We start from the raw sequence: 19,977 nt of genomic DNA on the forward strand, positions 1-19,977 counted from the left end.
TGTGGTTGCTATTGACAAAGGCAGGTTATCATGACAGCAAAACTAGATTTCATCATTGGCCGCGCAGGCACGGGCAAGACCCAGGCCTGTCTGGCGGCGATGCGCGCAAAGATGCAGCAGGAGCCCTTGGGGCCCGCGCTTATCCTGCTGCTGCCCGAGCATATGACCTATAAGGTGGAGCGGGAACTGGCTACCATGATGGAGAAAAATGGCCAGGGCTTTTTCCGTGCTTATGTTTTCGGTTTCCGCCGCTTTGCCCGGCAGATTTTAATGGAAACTGGCGGGGAGTTGCCTCGTATCAGCGACGTGGGACGGCGGCTGCTCCTGCAAAAATTGCTGCTTCAGCACCAGAAGGACAAGGATCTGACGGTCTTTGCCCGGGCGGCACGTCAGCGGGGCTTTACGGAAACCTTGTCGGATGCCATCAAGGAGATGAAGAGTTATCGGCTCTCTACGGATACTTTGCGGCAGGCCGCAGACATGGTAGGGACAGGCCAGGAGCGTCTCTCGGGCAAGGTGCGGGAGCTCAGCACTTTGGCGGATGAGTTTGCTGCCGCCATGGATGGACGTAAAAGCGATGCGGAAGATTTGATGAACATACTGGCGGAGAAGATTCCTGAGGCCGAGCTTATGCAAGGCGCTGAAGTCTGGATTGACGGCTTTGTGTTTTTCAATCCGCAAGAGATGCATGTGTTGGCCGCAATCCTTGCCAGCGCAGCCAAAGTCCATATCACGCTGCCGATGATGGGAGAAAATCTGCCTGGTGGTCAGGTGAACTTCCAGCTGACGGAGAATACCAGCGAGACGGGGCTGTTTAACCGTCCTTACCGCACTATGGAAAGTATTTGCCGGCTCATGCAGCGTTTTGTGCCGGAGCAGGCTGTTTTTGGGCAGCCGGTAACCTTGTTGACAGAGAATCATCGCGCTAAGAATCCTGCGCTTAGCTGGCTTGAGAAAAATTTATTCAGCCAGGCTGATGCCAGTGAGGAAGTACCGCAGGGATTACGGCTCGTGGAGGCTGCCAACCGTCGTATTGAGGTTGAGACGGCAGCGGCAGACATCCTGCGGCTGGTGCGGGAGGAAGGCTACCGCTATCGGGAAATCGGCATCCTTATCCGCAATGCCGAGGATTATGATGGCATTTTGCCGTTGGTTTTTCAGGATTATGGCATTCCGTTCTTTCAGGATGGCAAGCGCCAGAGCATCCATCATCCGCTGGCGGAGCTTTTGCGCTCGGGGCTGGAAGTGGTGCAGAGAGGCTGGAATTATGAAAACATCTTCCGCTGCTTGCGCACAGGTTTTTTCCCGTTAGTGCGTGAGGATGTCGATAAGCTGGAAAATTATGTGCTGGAGTTTGGTTTGCGGGGCCGCAAGCGTTGGCTGCAAGAGGCGGATTGGAACTGGCACCGGCGGTATTCGCTGGAGGAAGAGACAGAGGAAGCCGACGCGGAGACCAAGGAGCGTTTGGCGTTGGTGGATGGCCTGCGGCGGCAGGCCGTGGCGGCGCTTTCCCGCTTTGACCAGTCAATCCGGCAGGCAGAAGATGTGACCGGTCAAGTTACGGCGCTTTATGATTTGCTGATAGACTTGGAGGTGCCTGCTCATCTGGCAAAGTGGCAGGAAATGGCCGAAGCTGAAGGGCGCCTGGCCGATGCCGCCGAACACCGGCAGATTTGGGAAGACATCATGGACTTTTTCGATCAGCTGGTGGAAATCAGCGGCCAGGAAAAGATGAGCCTTAGTGATTTTGCGGCAGTGCTCGGGGATGGCCTGGATGCCGTGAGCCTGTCTTTGATTCCGCCCGGGCTTGACTATGTGACAGTAGCATCCTTTGACCAGAACAGCCTGGCGGGCACCAGAGCTATTTATATCTTGGGGGCCAATGCTGGGATCATGCCCCGGCGTATTGGTGAGACGGGGATGTTTACCGATGCGGACAGGCTGCATCTGGCCGAGGCTTTGGCGCAAATGCCCGGGGAGGAAGGCGAAGCGCCCATGATATCCCGCGGGGGACAGGAACGCAGCTTTGGTGAGCGCTTCCTGCTCTACCGCGGTTTTAATGAAGCCAGCGAGTATCTTTGGGTGTCCTATGCTTTGGCTGATGCTGAGGGAAATGGCCTGCAGCCCGCTGCTTTGGTGGGAAAGCTAAGGCAGTGTTTCCCTAAGCTCAAACTGCTATCGATTCCGTTGGAGACTTTGGGCCGTCACGATATGCTGCAGCTGGCTGCTCCCGGCCCGGCGCTATCGGGGCTGTCCAGTGCGCTGCGGGGGCGGCGGGACGAAGGGAAGATGGATGTTTTTTGGCAGGATGTTTATAACTGGGCCTTGCATCAGCCAGAACGAAAGCGGCCGCTGCAGTTGGCACTAGCGGGGTTAGCGCCGCTAGCTCCCGTAGGAGAAATATCTCCGGAGCTTGCGCAGGCAATCTTCCTGCGGGGAAAATTCCTGCGGGGCAGTGTGACTCAGTTCGAGCAGTTCCGCCGTTGTCCCTTTGCACACTTTGCCAGCTATGGCCTCAAACTGCAGGAACGGCGTACTTATGAGTTCCGGCAGATGGACTTAGGACAGCTTCTCCATGAAGTCCTGCGGGAATATGGGGAAATGGTGGCGCGTGATTATCAGCATCGTTGGCAGGATGTACCCTGGGAAAAACGGGGACAAATCTGCCAGAAGCTGGTGGAGGAAATTGCGCCGCGTTTGCAGAGTGAAATTCTCTTGAGCCGTCCCGACTATCGTCATTACAAGCGGCGTATGGCGGACACGGCCCTGCAGGCGGTTAATCATCTCTCTGCCTGGGCAGCTATGTCGGAATTTCAGCCTGCTTACTTTGAGGAAGGCTTTGGCCATGGCGGCGACCGGGTACAGCTGACACCTTTGCCATTGGGGGGCGGTTTTTCCTTGTCCTTGAAAGGCCAGATTGATCGTTTGGATGTGCATCAGGAAAATCCCTATTTCTTGATTCTCGATTACAAGAGCGGCCAGGCCGCCATCAATCTCTTTGAAGTTTACTATGGGCTCAAATTGCAGCTGTTGGTATATCTGCTGGTAGGGCAGCAGCTCTTGAAACAGCAGGGAACGGAGCGGCTGCCGGCGGGGATTCTCTATGCGCTGCTCCATAATCCCAGCATAGTCACAGATCGGCGGATGACCACGGAGGAAATGCAAGCGGCAATCAAAAAGAAGCTCACCATGCCTGGATGGGTGCTGGCGGATATGGAAGTAATCCGTAGCATTGATGCGGAGCTGGAGCATATCAAGCCGCAGACAAAAAAGGATGGGGAGCTGGACAGCAACACCGTCAAAGGCCACTATATCCGCACCCAGCAGGAATTTGAACTGATGCTGGGGTATGTGGACTACATATTGAAGGACACTGGCCGTGCTATTTTGGGCGGGGATATCCGCATAAGTCCGTGCCGCTATGACAAAAATCCCAAGCGCACGGCTTGCACGTATTGCAATTACCGGGTGCTCTGCGGTTTTGAGCCTGATATTGCAGGTTTTGCCTACCATGAGGTGAGCAATTTTGATGAGGAAGAAATGGAACGCCGTATGGCGGAAAAGATTGGAAGAGAGGATTTAGCTCATGCCATATACCAAGGACCAACAGACAGCCATTGAGGCCAGGGGCCGCAACATCCTGGTGGCTGCTGCCGCCGGTTCCGGTAAGACCCGGGTGCTGGTGGAGCGCATTATCCGCCAGCTCATTGCGGGCGAGCTGGATGTGGATGAACTGCTGGTGGTGACCTTCACCAACGCGGCGGCGGCCGAGATGCGTGAGCGCATTGAGGCTGCTTTGGAAACGGAATTAGCAGCAGTAACCGACAGGAAAATTGCTGCCCGGCTGGAACGGCAGATGGTACTATTGACTGGTGCCGATATCTGCACCTTTCATTCCTTCTGCCAGCGGCTTATCCGCCAGCATATCGATGCCCTGGAGGTAGATCCAAAGTTCCGTCTGGCCAGTGAACAGGAGTTAGTGCTCCTTAAAAACGATACGTTGGAAGCCATGCTGGCAGAAAAATATGAACGCCCGCTGGAAGCAGAAAAACTGCCCGATTGGGAGGGCTTTATTTCCTTTATGGACGATTATGGCGATGAAAAGGGAGACGAGGAAGTCAAGCAGGCGGTGTTAAGGCTTCATACTTTTGCGCAGAGCCAGCCTTTTCCGGAAAAGTGGCTGCATAGCCAGCAGGCAAGGCAGGATGAGAACCTTGCCAATTCGCCATGGCTGGCTGCGGCAGTGCCGGAGATGCGGGCCAGCCTGCTGGCAGTTATCAGCCAGTATGAGGAAGCCGCCGCCTTGGGCAAGGGGCAGGATGATCCGGCCCTGTCTGCGGCCTGGCAGCCTTATGCTGAGCTGATGCAGCAGGATTTGGCGGGGCTCGATGCCATCCGCGAAGCCTTTAACGTGTTGGAGGCTAATCCCAGCGGAAAAACGTGGGATGAACTGGTCCGGCAGGTCAGCAAATTCTCCTGGAAGGCTATGCGGGGAAAAATCTATAACGATCTCAAGAATCTCTATCCGGACATCCGCGAACAGTTTAACGGCCGGCGGGACGCGGTAAAGAAAGCCCTGAAAAAATTTGCCGATAATTATCTGGGGCAGGAAGCTGCCCAGATTGCGGAAGATATTGCGGCCAACCAGCGGACAGCTTCGATTTATGTGCAGCTGGCGCTGGATTTTGGCAGGGCGCTGCAGGAAGCGAAAAGGGAGCGCAACATTCTGGATTTCAACGATCTGGAGCATTTTGCGCTGGCAATCCTCTGTGCTTATGACGAAGCGGGGGCGGTTATGCCCAGTCCCGCTGCGCGCTCCTTGCAGGAGAAATATAAGTCTATCATGGTGGATGAGTATCAGGATACCAATGGCGTGCAGGAGGCTATATTGAATCTCATTGCCCGCGAGAACAACCGCTTTACAGTTGGCGATGTGAAGCAGAGCATCTATCGTTTCCGTCTGGCCGATCCCTATCTCTTTCAGGCCAAGTACGATAGTTTCCCCGAAAAACCAGCGGCAGAAGATAAGAATCAGCGTATCAATATGAAGCAGAACTTCCGCAGCCGGGAAGAGGTGCTGGCGCCGATTAATTTTATCTTTGACCAGATCATGACCAGAGGGGCAGCTGAAATAGAATACGATGTCAACAGCAAGCTTTATCCTGGCAAGGATTATCCTGCTCATACGCATAGCTTTGCCGGGACGGATGGTGCTATGGAATTGGATTTGGTCCTGCGGGGCGGTCCGGAGGAAAAGACAGTATCGGCGGAAAATGCTAGTGAGGAGGATACCGAGGATTTGTCCGGCTTCAAACTGGAGGCGGCCTATATCGCCAGGCGCATCGGCCAGCTGATGGAGCAGGGCTATATGGTCCTCGATAAAGACAGCGATACCTATCGTCCGCTGGAGTTCCGGGATATTGCAGTGTTGCTGCGGGCAGTCAGCGGCAAGGCCAGCATCCTGCTCGAAGCCTTGCGGAAAAGCAGTATTCCCGCCTATGCGGAGGTAGATGGCGGCTACTTTGAGGCGGCAGAGGTGCGGCTGGTGCTGGCCCTGCTCACAGTCATCGACAATGTACGTCAGGATATTCCGCTGGCAGCGGTGCTGGCTTCGCCGATTGGCGGTTTTTCCATGGAGGAACTGGCCAAAATCCGTTTGGCGTCGGCTACGGGCGATTTGTATGATGGCCTGCTGGCCAGCTTTTCGGTGGACAGCGAAATGCCGCAGGAACTTGCGGCCCGCACTGCGGCATTTCAAGCAGAACTGGCCAAATGGCGCAGCTACGCTGTAAGCCACAGTGTGCCTGAACTTATCTGGCTCTTGTATCGGGAGACCGGCTACTATGATTATGTGGGCGGTCTTAAAGGCGGTCTTTTGCGTCAGGCCAATCTGCGCATGCTGGCAGATCGGGCGGCAGAGTATGAGCGCAGCAATTATCGTGGACTCTTCCGTTTCTTGCGCTTTATCGAAAATCTCAAGAAGCGGGATACGGATCTATCGGTGGCCCGTACTTTGGGGGCCAGCGAAAACGTAGTGCGCATCATGAGTATCCACCGCAGCAAGGGATTGGAGTTTCCCGTGGTCATTGTTGCGGATATGGCTAAGAAGTTTAATCTGCGGGATGCTACGGGCACCTTCTTGCTGCACAAGGAACTTGGAATTGGTGTGCGCATTGCCGAGCGGTCGCAGGTGGGGCGGCAGATCTATAAATCCCTGCCCTGGCAGGCGGTAGCGGCCAAAATCCGCGCCGAGTCCAAGGCGGAGGAAATGCGTATCCTTTATGTGGCCATGACTCGCGCCCGTGAAAAATTGATTTTGACTGGCGTTATCGCTGAGGAAAGTGCTGAGAAAAAAGCCCAAGGCTATTGCCGCTATGTGGCTAGGAAGGAGGCGCAGCTGCCGGACTTTGTCATTATGGGGGCCGATAGTTACCTTGACTGGGTGGCCTTAGCCTTGAGCCGTCATAGTGCAGGAAAGACGCTGCGGGAAATGGCGGGGATTAGCGAGGACTGCGCGCTGGAACAGGAGCTGGAGCCTGCGGCCCAGCTGCAGATAAATCTTTATCCTGCAGCTGAGGTAAGCGAAACGGCAGCTGCGGAAAGCAGTCAGGATGAACTACTGCAGGCTGCCCTTGCCCTAAAACCGATGCCGGCATCTCCGGAAAGGGAAACGGTAGAGGCTATGCTGGACTGGACTTATCCTGATCGGGGCCTTATGAGCGTTCCAGCCAAGCTTACGGTAACGGAGATAAAGCGGCGCTTTGCCATAAGCCAGGAATGGGACGATGATCTGCCTAATGCCCGTCAATTGATTGTACGGAATGAGGAAGGCGAACAGGAAGCTTTCGAGGATGACAAGTCAGAAATTGACAAGTCAAAAATTGACAAGTCACTTTCTGACTTGTCAAACGTGGAGGAAGCCGCTTGGCCACGGCCACGTTTTATGCAGGAACAGGATAAAAGACTCTCGCCGATGGAGCGGGGCACCATCATGCACACGGTAATGCAGCGGCTGGATTTCCATGGCGATTTGAGCTTTGCTGGCATCAAAAGGCAGGTGGCTGGGCTGGAAGCCAAGGGAATCCTGCCGGAAGGAGCAGGAAAAATTGTCTATATTAAGGGCATCCAGGGCTTTTTCCAGTCGGAAATCGGGCAGCAGGTGCTGACAGCTCCCGCGGTTTACCGGGAACTGCCCTTCAGCCGGATGCTTAGGGCAAAAGATTTCTATCCCGAAGTGCAGGAGGAAAGAGAGTTGCTGTTTACACAGGGGGTTATTGACCTGCTGGTGGAAACGGCAGACGGAAAATTAATCCTCATTGACTATAAGACCGACAGGCTGACCGATGCGGCCCGCATCCGGCAGCGCTATCAGATCCAGCTGGATTTGTATCGTCAGGCTGTGGAGGCCATCCTGGGCCGAAAGGTAGACAAAACGTATCTCTATCTGCTGCAAAATGGCAGTTTCGTGGCTATGGATAGGCTAAAGGAAACGGGAAAATGAATAAGGAAAAGTATCAGCAGCCATAGCCAAAGCCTTTGCCGAAAGCAAATTGTTCTGAAAAGATATTTTTAGAAGGGGTTGATACAATTATGGCAACTGAGGAAAGTAAGTTTTGGGGAATACATACTTTGAATGATAATCTGTTCCTTAAAGATAGTATTATTGCAATAGGCTGGTCAGAGATGGGAAACCTTACCTTGCTGGAGGCAAAAAGAGAGGCTTTTAAAGAAAAATATATGCAGGTTTATCCTAATGCTAAGAAGGGGAGCATTGCGACTAGTGCAGGAATGCTTTATCGTTTTTGTCACGAAGTCCAAATAGGAGATTATGTTGTATTTCCGTCCAAGATTAACCGCGAAGTGAATATTGGTGTGATTGAAGGTGCGTATAGTTATGATTCTGCGCAGGCAGAATATGTGCAGACTAGAAAAGTTAAGTGGCTGAAACATTTACCGCGGACGGTCTTTTCACAGGGGGCACTGTATGAAATTGGTTCAGCTATGAGTTTCTTCAGTGTGAAGAACTATGTAGAAGAGTTTATGGGAGCTTTGAATAAGAAGACAAACGAGCTCTTTAGTGCAGAGGCAGAAGACGATAGTGTTGGTGCAACGGCTGATGATATAATTGAAAGTACGAAAGACTTTATACTAAAAGAACTAAGCCGTCAATTAAAAGGCTATGATTTAGAAGAGTTTGTGGCTGATCTTTTAGGAGCGATGGGATATCGGACAATACTATCTCCTCATGGCGGAGATAGTGGTATAGATATTACTGCGTATAAGGATGAATTACCACCACGGATTTTAGTTCAGGTCAAGAGTCAGGACAGCGACATTAAGGAGGCAACGATTCAATCCTTAAAAGGAGCCATGCGTGAAGGCGATTACGGATTGTTTGTTACACTTTCCAATTATACGAAAAATGCGCATAAGTATCTTGAACGCACGCCGATAATTAGGGGGATAAATGGTACAGAGCTGGTAGAATTGATATTGAAATATTACGATGATTTGAGCGATAAATATAAAAAGATGATTCCTTTGAAGATGGTCTATATTCCTGTAATGAAATCAGAGTAGACCATTATGGCAAAATGTTCCTTTTACTTCCAATAGAAACAAGTGATTTTCCTTTAAATGATTCAATAGTCGATAGGCTTGTGCTGGGGAAACGTGGAGCAGGGCGATTACATCTGCCCGGGCCACGTTTCCTTTTTTATTGGTTAGCACAGGCTGGTGAATATGAGGCTATCCAAGAGAGGTGTGTAGGTAGAGTTGCATTGGACAAGATTTGTGCACAATTTTTTTTTATGATAGAATAACGTGTACTTTGTCTTTTTTTCGGCCGGTCTTTGCGAGGACATACGTCCTTGTGTGTGGAGGCGGAAAGGACTATAAATATAAACAGAAGTCCATCCAGGATGGGTAAGAGAAGAGATTAGGAGAGGGGACGTTGCATGGGCAGACATGTTCGTGGACAGGCAAAACATATTCGCAGGCGTGAGGGAAGAAGGCTATGGCAGCAGATGACGGCTGGTGTGCTTACCAGTGCTGTGTTGCTGGGACTTTCGTCGGGCTTGTCTTCTGCCGTGGGGAAACCGGCAGAGCAGGTAGAACCGTCGTTAGTGGTTGCCCGTTATGTATTTTCGGGAGAGAATCCTGTGAGCGAAGAGGAGCTGCAGCAGCTGTTGCAAAGGCACCGCCGGCAGCTGGCGACACTGAAGCAGCTTGAAGAACAGGCGAAAGAAGTGCAGAAATATTTGCGCGAGCGGGGGCATTTCGTAGCCACGGTCTATTTGCCGCCGCAGGGCTTTGCAAATGGAACGGTGGAGATGCGGATCGTGCCGGGGCATTATGGCCGCGTAATCGTCAAGAATGAGTCATATGCAACGGATGAAGCGGTACGTCGTGAAATGGGTATCAAAGCCGGCGATGCGGTAGAACGTGAGACGCTGGAACGTGGTGTCTGGCTGGCTGGTGATATGCAGCGGCTGGAGGTAAAAACACAGCTGCAGGCGGGAGAAAAAACGGGAACGACCGATCTGATCGTACATGTCAAACCGAAAGGCAAGCGGATGTGGGGCTATGTTGGCTTCGACAATGGCGGCTACCGCTATACTGGTTCGTATCAATATAGTATGTTTGCTAACTACGCAAGCCCGTTCCGTCAGGGCGATTTGCTATCCGCAGGTGGCGTCATGACCAATCATGGCGGCGATACCTGGAGCGGCTCGGTGTCTTATGTGACGCCAATCCTGAGCCAGGGCAACAAATTCGGTATCAGCTATGGCAAGTCACATTATGCATTGTCCGATCAGCTGTCATCGCTTGGCATGACAGGAACGGCTGATGTGGTAAGTGCCTGGTGGCAGCATAATTTCAAGCGCAGCCGCAAGGCTAATTGGTATGGGACGCTGCGTTTTGACTGGAAGCAGCTTGATTCGGAATCGGATGCTTATGCTTCGCTGAACAATCCGAAGGAAACGCAGAGCTGGTCGCTGTCTATTCATGGCGACAGTCTGGATACATGGGCCAGCGGTGGTAAAAATACCTGGTCACTTACGTACACCCACGGCGATTTGACGATAAAGAATGATTTACAGCGCAGCCTGGACGCAATCCGTGGGAAGGGCGCAGGCGATGGTGCACATACTGCGGGGAATTTTGGCAAGTATAATCTGAGCCTGACGCGGCTGCAGCGCATCGATGACCGGCTGGCTTTGTGGCTGAGCTATGAGCGGCAGTGGGCGGAGAAGAATCTGGATAGTTCGGAGAAGATGTCCTTGGGCGGCCCCTATGGTGTCAGGGCATATCCGATTGGCGAGGCAGCGGGGGATGATGGCTGGCGCTGGACGACGGAACTGCGCTGGAATATCCCGCAGCGTGAAGGCGATAAGAATACCTGGCAGCTCATCGCGTTTGCCGATGGCGGTCATGTGGATTCGTACCACGATGGCAACAGCCGCATCGCAGGCCGGGGGAATGGCCGCAGCCTATACGGCGCAGGCATTGGCGTCAATTGGAGCCATGAAGACAACTGGGCAGCACGCCTCCATTACGCCTGGAAGCTCGGGGCAGAAAAGGCTGAGTCCGATAATGATGCGAATGGCCGGTTGTGGTTCCAGCTGTATAAATTCTTTTGATACCGTAGACGATAGAGAAAGTATTCCGGCATGAAGCCGGAGAAGGATAAAGGGAGTTAGTTTATTTCATGCGTATAACGAGAAAGCGGCGTCGTGCCGCAGAGCGGCGCCTGAAGCAGAAGCATCTGCTGACGCAGGGGCTGCGCCGTGGTGCAGGGGTCGTGGCAGCAGGTGCCATGATGATCAGCGGCAGCCAGCATGGCTGGGCATTGCCGCAGGGGGGACAAGTCGCTGCCGGTGCGGCAGAGATTGCGCAGAAGAATGCCGAAATGGCAATCCGCCAGCAGTCACAGAATGCAATTATCAATTGGCAGTCGTTCAACATTGGCGCCAATGAGCGTGTCAATATCTTCCAGCCAAACAGCCAGGCTGCCTTGCTGAATCGCGTCATGGATGGCAATGTGACGCAAATCATGGGGGCGTTGCAGGCCAATGGCCGCGTGTTCATCGTCAATCCCGCCGGGATTTTGTTTGCACCTGGGGCGCAAGTCAATGTTGGCTCCTTGGTGGCGTCAACGCTGCAGATCAGTAATGCCGATTTCATGGCTGGCCAGTATGCTTTTGTCAGCCAGAAGGACGGCGGCAAGATCATCAATAAGGGGGAACTTATTGCTAAGAATCAGGGATTGGTGGCACTGCTCGGCCAGCAGGCGGAAAATGATGGTATCATCGTGGCCAAGAAGGGCACGGCTGCGTTAGCAGCTGGCGAAGCGATTTCGCTGGATTTCGATGGGGATGGCAAGGTAGCAGTTGTCCCCAGTAAGAACGCAGTAGAGCATGTAGTGACGAATAAGGGCCTCGTCGAAGCCGACGGAGGTCTGGTTTTCATGTCCGCAGCAGCGGGGGAAGAACTCACGGATTCCGTCGTTAACCAGGAGGGCATCGTGCGGGCCCAGAGTCTTGCCGGCAAGCGCGGTGAGGTAGCTGTCACGGCAGCGACGGTAAACGTAAAAGCTGGCAGCGTCATCGATGCCAGCGGTGACGATGGCGGCAAGGTGGAAATCGGCGGCGGCTGGCAGGGCAGCGGCGAGCTGGCACATGCCAAGCAGGTCACGGTGGAAGCAGGCGCTGCCATCAAGGCTGATGCGACGGCGGCTAACGGCAATGGCGGTGAGGTCGCTGTCTGGTCGGATGGCCGGACGGATTTTCATGGCAGTATCTTTGCCAAAGGCAAAGGGACTGGCGACGGTGGACGTGTCGAGACGTCGGGACATGAATTGTCTGTTACCGGTCATGTTGAGGCGGCAAGTGAACAGGGCGCAAATGGACAGTGGCTGCTCGATCCCTACAATGTGACCATCACGGATAGCGGCACAGGCGATGCAGTAGATGGCAATAGCTATACGGCGGCGAAAAGCGATTCGAAGATAGCCAATACCGTGGTGAATGCAGCGCTGCAGGCCAATACGGATGTCAAGATCTCGACGGGCACGGCTGCTGGTGGTGACAATGGCGACATCACCATCAATGGCAGCATACAGAGCAGCGGCAAGAATGCGACGTTGTCGCTGGAAGCGGCTCGCGATATCATCATCAACAAGGATATCACGGGCGAGCAGCTGAATCTTGACTTCAAGTCCAACAGCGGCAACGGTGGTACGTTCATGGGGGGCAAGATCAAGCAGGCTGCAGACTCTACGATTACGACTAACGGGGGAAGTGTCTACTTCCATGGCGGCAATACCGATGATATGGCCCGGGCAACGGTAACCGGGGAAAGCGGCATTCAGCTGGCTGGCACGATAACGACGGCTGGCGGCAATATCACCCTGCATGGTGCGACCAATGAAAAAAATGCCGATGGTGTCCAGATTACCGGCAAGGTATATGCTGGCGCTGGCAAGCTCGCCATCTTGGCGCATAATGAAAAGGGTGGCAATGGGCTTGCGTATGATGGTGAACTGTCAGCCAAGGATATGCAGCTCACGATGGATGCGGCAAAAGGCACAGGCAAGATAACAAGTACAGCGGATGCTGATGGCAATAAAGGTACCCTTAGCATTCAGACCGAAACCAAGAATGCTGCGATATCACTGGGTAGCGGCGTGGGGCTCAATATAACGAATGCCCTGTTAGGTGGCGGCTTTGCAACGACGCAGATTGGTGCGGCAGATAATGCTGGTACGATTCAGGTCGGCAGTGCGGTCAGCACAACGGGGGATTTGACGTTGTATGGCGGTTCGATTGCCGTCGGGGCAGCGCTTACGTCGGATAAGAACATTTCGCTGAAGGCAAGTGACAAAATCACAGGCACAGCGGCTGGCAAGGTCACCGCAGAGGTCCTTGATGTGGAAACGAAAGGCGATGTCCAGTTAAGTACGGATGTCGCCATCCTCAAGGGTAAGGCCAATAGCTTTGACATCACCAATACCAGCACGAGTTCGATGAAGCCGATGACGCTGGGCGCTGAGGATATGAAGTTGACGGCGGCGAAGGATATTTCAATCAAATCCAGCGGGATTTTGACTTCTGTGGCGGGGGCTATAAGCTCAGCTGCGGGCGATATTGCACTGCAAGCGGATTCCTTTGCCTTGACGGACGATTCCATCCAGGGCAAGGGGAAACTTACGATTGACACCCTGACGGCCGGCAAGAGTTTCGGTGTGGGTGGTGCTGCTGGCGATGTGGAATTAGCAGGTGTTGGGTTTGCTGCTGCCGGTTTTTCGGCTATCCAGTTTGGTAGCCAGGATACCGGTGCTATCCGTATCGGCACGCTTAACGTAAAAGATGCGGTATCCTTTACCTCCGGCAGCTCCATAACGGTTGCGGGCCAGCTATCGTCAAATGGCAAAGATATGGCCTTTACAGCCGAGGGCGCGGATGGTTTTCAGCTGGAAAATGGCAGTGTGCTGGAAGCCGGGGCAGCAGATATCGCTATCCAGGCAGATAAGCTGACGCTGGCGGGCGCGTTTTCAGCGCAGAATACGGGTACTTTGTCTTTTTCGTGCAGAAGTACAGATGCCTATACGATTGGCGGTAATGATGCTGCCAGCTATATAACGGATGAAAGCCTCCAAAAGATAGGCGATACGTTTAAGAATGTCGTCATTGGCACGGAAAGCGGCGGTGCTGTAACGCTGGCGGATATTACTAAGCCACCGGCTTATCTGACGGTAAAATCCGGCAGCACGGCGACGGTTACCGGAACGGTCAAAGCAAACTCGCTGGTGCTGGCGGCAAAAGAAGGCATTCAGGAAGCTGGTGGAAGTATCAAGGCCGAATCCCTGCTGCTGCAGGGCGGCAAGGCCGACCTTACGGGAGCAGGCAATGAAATCCAGAACCTGGCTGCTGACGTTTCCGGTGCGCTGGCGGTAAACAGCAGCGCAGATATGACCATTGGCCAGGTGGAAGACCGCAATGCTGAGAAGGTAGTGAAGAAAGAAGGAATCACCACCAAAGGCGGCAGTGTCAAGATTACCATGGATGCCGATAAAAAGCTGACCATGGGGACGATCGATGCCGGCAGTGCCAATATCACGATTTCCGCGGATTCGATTGCCAAAGGGACGAGCACAGGCAAGGTGACGACGAGCGGCAAGGTGCAGCTCTATACGACTACGGCGAATAAGATGATTGCCATTGACACCGAGGAGTATGAGGGTGCTATGAATATCGATAGCGACTCGTTTGCCAAGGGCGCATTCAGCAATTCCTATGGCGAGCTTATCATTGGCCGCCGGACTGATGAGCAGGATGGCAGTTCGCAGCAGGGCAAGGTCATCATCAAGCATACGAACTTCAGCTCGAAGACGACGGTGCGCACGGAGAATCAAGTAGAGTTTGCTGATAGCAATATCGTCGGTGGCGACTTGACGGTTCATGCGACGGGATTGCAGCTGGATAAGGACAGCACGACCGATATCAAGAATCACAACCTCAATCTCAATCTGACGGACAGCCTGGATTTGGGCGAAGGTGTTATCAATGGTTCGGGCAAGCTCAATATCACGACGCCGGAAGGAAAGAATATCTATCTGGGCGGTACGGATTTTGCCATGCCAGCAGCTGAAGACAATGGGTATAAAATCGGCTATGGTACGGTCAATTCCAACCTGACAGGTTTCAGCGATTTTGGCATCACGACGAAGGAGAATGTCTATCTTTATGCAGGCGGTATCGATAAATCGGTTAAGATTGCTGGAGCCAAAGGCATCCATGTTGTCGAGGATGTTACGCTGGGAAGCGCAGATCCTGCGGCGGCGACGGAGCTTACGCTGAATAGTGCTGCTGGTACGATTGACGTGGCAGCGGGCAAGACGCTTACCATCAATGGCGCCAATACGGTTGTCAATGCTGCGGCAAAGGAAGTCAAGCTGGCTGCTGGTGCCAAAATCGAAGCCAAGGCTGAGATGGCAGGCGCAGCTGCGGGCAAGGGCGGCGTTACGCTGACGGCTGATGCGCTCGAATTGGGCACCAACGCCAAGATCGATGGCGGTGCTGGCAGCTTTACCTTGCAAACGGACAAGCTGACGGTGGATCGTGCGGACAGCGTGACCAATATCGAGGGCAAAGGCAAATTGACGCTGGCTACGAAAAGCGCTGCGGCGAAGATGTTTGTGGAAAACGAACTGACTACGGCGGAAAATGGCTTGCATGTCACGGCTGCAGATATCAATGGCGGTGTCTTTGGGGCTGGCTTTACGGAGCTTTCGCTGGGCAATGAAAAGGGAACTGGTACCCTGACGATTGATAGCGTTGCTTTTAAAAATAGCTTGACGCTGCAGAATGGCAGCAGCGGGGCCATCGTCTTCCAAGGCAAAAACAGCGTGGCGGCTGGCCAGGCGGTGACGCTCAAGGCTGGCAGCATACGCAATGCGGACGGCGGCAGTTTTGAGGCCCAAAGTGGCCCTGCCGGAGCTAGCCAGCTCAACATCTATACGAATGATTTGAGTAAACTTACGGGCACAGCTGGCAATACCATCCGCGGAACGGGGACGCTCGGGCTTTCGACTTATGATGGCACGACGGCTATCCATATTACCAAAGACGCTCAGGCTGGTGGCTTGAATCTCTATGATGCGCTGCTCAATGGCACGGGTGCCTTTGCAGACACGTTCAGTGCGTTTGCCATCGGCAACGACACGCAGCAAAGCATCACGGTCAGCGGTGGTACACTGGCGAAGCCGACTACGCTGACTACCAGCGCGGAGGGCAAGATTACCGGCAGCGGCCTGCAGGCAGCGAGTGTTGCCTTTGTTGGCGGTGACGTAGAGCTTACGGGCGACAATACCATCGGTACGGTCGCGGCCAATGTAAGGAGCCTGTCGCTGGAAGAAACCGCAGGCAAGCAGCTGACGGCCGGCGAAGTAAATGGCGTCAAGGGAATCGCGGCGACTAGTGGTGACATCGAGCTCACAACAGACCAGTTCGATATCGCTGGCGATGCCAAGCTATCGGGCAAGGGCAAGCTGACGATTGCGCAGAAGACGGAAGGCGTCGCCTTGAATATCGGCGACAATGCCATCAAGGATCATGGCGCCGGTGCCCTCAATATCAAGTCGGAATGGTTTGCCGGCCATGATAAGAATCCAGCTATCCAGGATGGGTTCCGTCATATTTATCTGGGCGGCGGTTATGGCGATGCGCATATCGATTCTTCGACGGATCTGCATTTCCTCGATCCAACGACCGTTCGCTCTGGTTTTGAGACAGCAGTGACGAAGGCCAGGACGACGACCATCAGCGGCAAGACGCATATCCATCTGGCCGGTACCGATGGGATCGAGTTCATGGCACAGAAGTTCAAGATGAATGGCACGAGTACCATCGAGACCGAAAGCGGTGATATCAGCATTACGGCTGATGAAGTCGAACTGGCCAGCGATTCTTCGACGGGAACCATCATGACTGGCACGCAGGGCACTGTGAAAGGCGGTCAGCTAAACATCAAGACGCTGGATGAGAACCGCAGCATCAAAGTCGGTACATTTAATGGTCAGGTTGCGGCAGATGCGCTCTATCTTGACTCGTCATATTTTGACGCATCCTCGACGACGCGTATTTTTGCGAAAGGTTTTGATGCCATCAATATCGGCCGCGGTGACGGCCAGGGAAGCTATGAACAGTCTGGCAGTATTGCCTTTGAGGATACGGTCAATGTCATCCAAGGGTACAAGAATTCCAATGCCGCAGTAAAAATCAGCGGCAAGATGTCCTTTGGCGAGAAAGATTACAACATCCGCAGCCAGAATGTCGTCCTTTCCGGGGCCGATATCGAAACGACTACGGGTAATGTCAACATCACGACGAACAGCCTGACCAACGATACGAGCCAGGGACGCAACAGCATCAAGACCACCCAGGGTGGTAAGCTGACGCTCGATACGTTCGATAAGGACAGAGAAATCCATATCGGCAAGACGGGCACGTCTGGCCTCGATATCGATAAGGAATGGTTCGATACCGATACGACCACGGAAACCTCGATCTTCCATGGCTTCAATGAAATCAACTTTGGTGGCGAAGATCACACGGGAAATATTTCTGTCAATGGTTTTGAAGTGCCGAAAGCCGATGGTACGAAGCCGAGCGTAGTGAATATCAAGACCCAGGGCAATGTCGCCCAGCAGGAAAATGGTGGCGGCCTCGTGGCAGATAAAGTGACGATTGCCGCTGGTGGCAACGTGGACTTGACGAATTCCGAAAACCACATCCAAGAAATCGGCGATGTGACGGGTAAGAAGATTGACATCAAGAATAACACGTCAACAAGCAGCAAGACAACAGAAACGACAACCATCACGGGGCATATCCAGGGCGAGACGATTACGGTCCAGACGGATGGAAGCATCAAGATTGACTCGTCCGGCAGCCTGGAGTCTACGTCCGGCGGCGTGACAATTGACGCAGGCAAAGGTCATTTCATCAATGAAAATACCAATCCGGGCAGTCAAGTGATAAAGACGCCGGATTCGCAGCGCTGGATTATCCATACGGATAGTCCGGAAGGCGACAATCCTGGTACGCTTGTGCCCGATGGTATCCGTTATAATACGAAAGATAATTCCGAAGTCAAGAACCCGGAGAGCAAGGACTATGGTTGGGATAAGGATGTCATTGCCTATACGAAGCCGCTTGTTGTCAATGTGACGTCGGAACGCGTTTACGGCGACGGAAATGCGAATTTCATCACTGGCGATGCGTTCAAGGCAGAAAATGCCGATAAGGAGCATAAGGGCACGGCAACGGAGCAGGCAAAGTATGCTAAGCTGCTGGAAGATCTGCGCAACAATCCGGATAAATCCTATAAGTGGGATGATAAATTGACACCGGCAACAGCTGTGAATACAGCAGGCGGGCCGGCCGCTGGGGCCATTTATGGCAACGCCAAGGAAGGCGGCATTGCCGGGAAGAACCGTCAGATCGAATACGTGGGAGACAATAACCTCAACGCTACGGTCAATATTGATTTCAAGATTACACCGCGTACCGTAACGGTAACCGCTGCCAATGATACGAAGACATATGATGGTAAGGCATATACCAGCAATGAGAATGGCAACGGTCAGGTGACCTATGAAAATATCTATACAGAAGACAAAAATGCGGAAGGGGGATTCAAGGAAGGCATCATTACGGGCGGCAGCATCCGCTATGGTACGGCACAGTCTGGCAAACCGTCGGCCGAAGGTGCCAAAGATGCTGGCAGTTATGCCATTGGCATTCAGGACAGCGACCTTACATCCAATGGCAACTATGTATTCGTCTATCAGGATGGTACACTTACCATTGACAAGCGCAAGCTGGCAGTGAGCGCTGGCGATGTGCAGAAAGTCTACGGTACCGACGATCCGTCGTCGGTGGCCGGGACCGTAACCGGCGGCAGCCTGGCTGATGGCCAGCAGTCGCGGCTGGATATCCAGATGGCGGGGCAGAAGTACCAGAATGTCGGTGAGACCACAGCCGTAACGGTCAATAAAGTGACCATATTGGATGAAAATGGCGAAGATGTCACCAAAAACTATGACATCACGCAATCGGATGGTGTCTTAAAAGTTACGCCGCGTGATGTCATTGTCACGGCGGCAGATTATGAACGCGTCTATGGGCAGGAGAATGATCAGCTTGAACCGGTTGGCCGTGCTGGCTATACGGTCGGTGCGGCCGTCGATACGGCAGAAGAGCATACTGGCCTGGTTAATGGCGATACGCTCTCGGCGGTGACCATCAGCAAGGATGTGACGGGAATCGACGCGCTGACCGATGCTGGCACTTATGCGGGCACTATAAAGGCCGCGGGCGGAACCATCACGCCAGGAAAGGCCCAGAATTACCACATCATCTATAAGGATGGCAATCTTGTCATTCACAAGAAACAGGTTGTAGTAAAGGCGGTGGATGATAGCCGCAAATACGATGGAACTTCCTATACTGGCGGCAATGGTGTCACCTATGAGGGCTTCCTGCCTGGTCAGGATATCACCAAGATTGCTGAAGCATCCGGTGAGATCCAGTATGGCAGGACAAAGGATGCCGGGCAGGAAAATGCCCAAGGGGCTGTGCATGCTGGCAGCTATGCCATTGGCATCCAGGACAGCGATCTTGCGGCTAAGAATTATGAATTTGTCTATGAAGACGGCCGTCTGACGATTACGCCGCGCCGGGTCAAGGTAAGCGTAGACGATGGTACACGCGTCTTCGGCCAGTCCAATGATGTAGTCAAAGTTGCGGGGCATGCAGTTGATGAAGCTGGTTATGACAGCCTGCTGGCAGGCGATTCCTTCGCGGACTTCTCGATAACTTCGGCAGCTGATGAGAAAGCAAACGTTGGTGACTACTCCATGCAAGTCAAGGAGGCAGGCTTTTCCAAAGACAGCGTGAGCTGGAGCACGGATTACAGCATAACGGCTGAGCCGGGCAAATTGACGGTCACGCCGCGTGAAGTACGCATCACCGCTGGTTCGGCTTCACGTAAGTACGGGGAGGAAAATCCGGTGGTCAAAGCCTACACGGTAGAGCGCGGCGACAGCCGCACGACGCGGGGCTTGTTGTTTGGCGATACGCTGGCAGATGTTACGCTGTCTTATGATGCAGGCATCACGCCGGCAACCGGACAGGGCGATTATGCAGGTGTCATCCATGTCGATAAAGACTGGACCTTCCAGGGAACGAGCGTGGATAACTATCGGTTCGTCTATGTGCCGGGCGACTTGGAAATCACATCGGGCGGCTTGCCGGCAAATAAGCCGGAGCCCAATCAACCGATAGGGCCAACGCCGAAGGAGCAGCCGATAGAGCCGCAGCCGAAGCCTAATAAACCGATAGGGCCAACGCCGAAGGAGCAGCCGGTAGAGCCGCAACCGGAGCCCAATCAACCGATAGGGCCAACGCCGAA

Annotated in this window: 5 protein-coding genes; all 5 read left to right on the forward strand. The window is 53.5% G+C overall.

Annotated elements, in window-relative coordinates; all coding sequences use genetic code 11:
- The first annotated feature begins 30 nt into the window (after positions 1-30).
- Positions 31-3,621: a helicase-exonuclease AddAB subunit AddB gene (addB, locus tag BM181_RS00380; protein ID WP_075441404.1), complete on the forward strand. Its 3,591-nt coding sequence runs from the start codon at positions 31-33 to the stop codon at positions 3,619-3,621.
- Positions 3,587-7,501: a helicase-exonuclease AddAB subunit AddA gene (addA, locus tag BM181_RS00385; RefSeq protein WP_075441406.1), complete on the forward strand. Its 3,915-nt coding sequence runs from the start codon at positions 3,587-3,589 to the stop codon at positions 7,499-7,501. Before addB ends, addA begins: the two co-directional genes overlap by 35 nt.
- Positions 7,502-7,590: 89 nt before the next feature.
- Complete coding sequence (locus tag BM181_RS00390; protein WP_075441408.1) at positions 7,591-8,580, forward strand: restriction endonuclease; 990 nt, start codon at positions 7,591-7,593, stop codon at positions 8,578-8,580.
- 377 nt (positions 8,581-8,957) lie between these two features.
- On the forward strand, positions 8,958-10,643 hold the full coding sequence (locus tag BM181_RS00395) for a ShlB/FhaC/HecB family hemolysin secretion/activation protein (RefSeq protein WP_075441410.1): 1,686 nt from the start codon (positions 8,958-8,960) through the stop codon (positions 10,641-10,643).
- Positions 10,644-10,711: 68 nt separating this feature from the next.
- The coding region (locus BM181_RS00400) for a two-partner secretion domain-containing protein (protein WP_075441412.1) at positions 10,712-19,977 on the forward strand (9,266 nt) is incomplete at its 3' end.

Origin of the sequence: Pseudoselenomonas ruminantium (assembly GCF_900113715.1) — a bacterium.
Classification (GTDB): Bacteria; Bacillota; Negativicutes; order Selenomonadales; family Selenomonadaceae; genus Selenomonas_A; species Selenomonas_A caprae.